Source organism: Arthrobacter sp. JCM 19049 (genome assembly GCF_001310435.1).
On the sequence record NZ_BAXF01000337.1, the window covers coordinates 1 to 2410 of the forward strand.

Annotated in this window: 1 pseudogene; it reads right to left on the reverse strand. The window is 69.8% G+C overall.

Annotated features, from left to right (window positions below):
- Positions 1-2403: pseudogene (locus JCM19049_RS11825) on the reverse strand (ABC transporter); the annotation flags it as partial.
- Positions 2404-2410 lie beyond the last annotated feature (7 nt).

Sequence of the window (2410 nt, forward strand, 5' to 3'; positions counted from 1 at the left end):
GCTGCGATGATCCGTCCCCCGGCGTCCCCGCCGGCAGGGCCCAGGTCGATTACCCAGTCCGCGGCCGCGACCACGTCCAGGTGGTGTTCGACCACCACCACGGTGTTGCCCTGCTCCACCAGCCGGTGCAGCTGCGCCACCAGCAGCTGCACGTCGGCCGGGTGCAGACCCGTGGTCGGCTCATCAAGCAGATACAGGGTGTGCCCGCGCCGGGCGCGTTGCAGCTCGGTGGCCAGTTTGATGCGCTGGGCTTCCCCGCCGGAGAGTTCGGTGGCCGGCTGCCCCAGGCTGAGGTACCCCAGCCCCACTTCCTGCAGGGTTGCCAGCGCCCGGGCGGCGGCCGGGATTTGGTGCAGGAATTCTGCGGCCTCGTCCACGCTCATCGCCAGCACTTCGGCAATGTTCTTCGGCTGCGCGCCGTCCGTCGGCTGGTAGGTCACCTCCAGGGTCTGCGGGTTGTACCGGGCCCCGTGGCAGGTGGGGCACGGTCCGTAGGTGCCGGGCAGGAAGAGCAGCTCGATTTCCAGGTAGCCCTCCCCCTGGCAGGTTTCGCAGCGCCCGCCGGCCACGTTGAAGGAGAACCGGCCGGCTCCGTAGCCGCGTTCCCGCGCCAGCTGGGTGTCGGCGAACGTCTTGCGCACCGCATCGAACAGGCCGGTGTAGGTGGCCAGGTTGGAGCGCGGGGTGCGCCCAATAGGTTTTTGATCCATGACCACGCAGCGGTTCAGGGCCTCGGCGCCCAGCACCCGACGGACCTGTGCGGTGGCTTCCTCGGAAGGCTCGGCGTTCGTTGGGCTGGCGGGGGCGGTGCGCAGCTGGCCCTGCACGGATTGGGCCAGGGCGTGGGAGACCAGGGAGGACTTGCCCGAACCGGACACCCCGGTCACCGCGGTGAAGACCCCCAACGGGAAACGGGCCTGCAGATCCACCAGGTTGTGCAGGTTCACCCCCTGCAGTTCCAGCCAGCCGCTGGCCTGCCGTATCTGGTGGTCGGGGGCCAGGGGCGGGGTCAGGAAGCGGCGGGTCACCGAGGACTGAACTTCCTGCAGCCCGGGCACCGGGCCACTGTAGAGGACTTGTCCCCCGTTGCGTCCGGCCCGCGGGCCGACATCCACGATCCAGTCGGCGGCGGCGACCACATCCATGTTGTGCTCCACCACGAACACCGAGTTTCCGGCCTCCTTCAGCGAACCGAGCACCTGGATCAGCGGCTGCGCGTCGGCCGGGTGCAATCCCGCGGAGGGTTCATCCAGCACGTAGATCACCCCGAACAGGCCCGAGCGCAACTGGGTGGCGATGCGCAGGCGCTGCATCTCCCCGGGGAAAGGGTGGGGGTGGCCCGGTTCAGGCTCAGGTAGCCCAACCCCAGGTCCAGCAGCACCTGGATGCGGGCGCGCAGGTCCGTACCGATGGTCTGGGCGACCTGCTGCTCGGCGGCGGTGGCCTGCTGCTGGGGTTGATAGGTATCAAGCAGTTCGGCCAGCTCGGTGAGCGAGGCCGCGTTGAACTCGGCAATGGTGCGCTCTGCGAAGCGCACCGCGAGGGACTCCTGGCGGAACCCGGTGCCCCCGCACAGCGGGCAGGGCCCGGTCTTCAGGAAGCGCAGGGCCTTGGCCCGCATGGTTTCACTCTTGGACTCGGCACCGTGTGCAGCACATAGCGTTTGGCGCTCCAGAACCGGCCCTTGTACGGCTTTTCGATGCGGTCCCGTTCCGGGGTCACCTCCACCACCGGCTGCTCGTCGGTGAACAGCAGCCAGTCCCGGTCCTTGCGGGCCAGCTGCCCGAAGGGCTTGTCCACGTCATAACCCAGGTGGCTGGCCACGTCGCGCAGGTTCTTGCCCTGCCAGGCCCCGGGCCAGGCGGCGATCGCGCCCTGCCGGATGCTCAGGGACGGGTCGGGCACCAGCAGCTCCTCGCTGACCGTGTGGGCCTGGCCCCAGCCCGTGGCATTGCGGGCAGGCACCGACCGCGGTGTTCGGGGAGAACGCGTCCGAATCCAGCGCGCCGCACCCGGCGGGTAGCTGCCGGCCCGGGAGAAGAGCATGCGCACCGAATTGGACAGGGTGGTCAGGGTGCCCACGCTGGAGCGGGAGCTGGAACCGGCGCGACGCTGCTGCAGCGCCACCGCCGGGGGCAGACCTGAAATGTACTCGACCTTCGGGGTGTGCCCCTGGGAAATCAGCCGGCGCGCGTAGGGGGCCACGGATTCCAGGAAGCGGCGCTGGGCCTCGGCGAAGATGGTGCCAAACGCGAGCGAGGACTTGCCCGAACCGGAGACCCCGGTGAACGCCACGATCGCATCCCGCGGGATGCGCACCTCCACGTTCTGCAGGTTGTTCTCACCCGCCCCGCGCACGTGCACGAACCCGTCCTGCCCGGCCGTGGCGCCGGGCGCCGGCAGTCCGGGA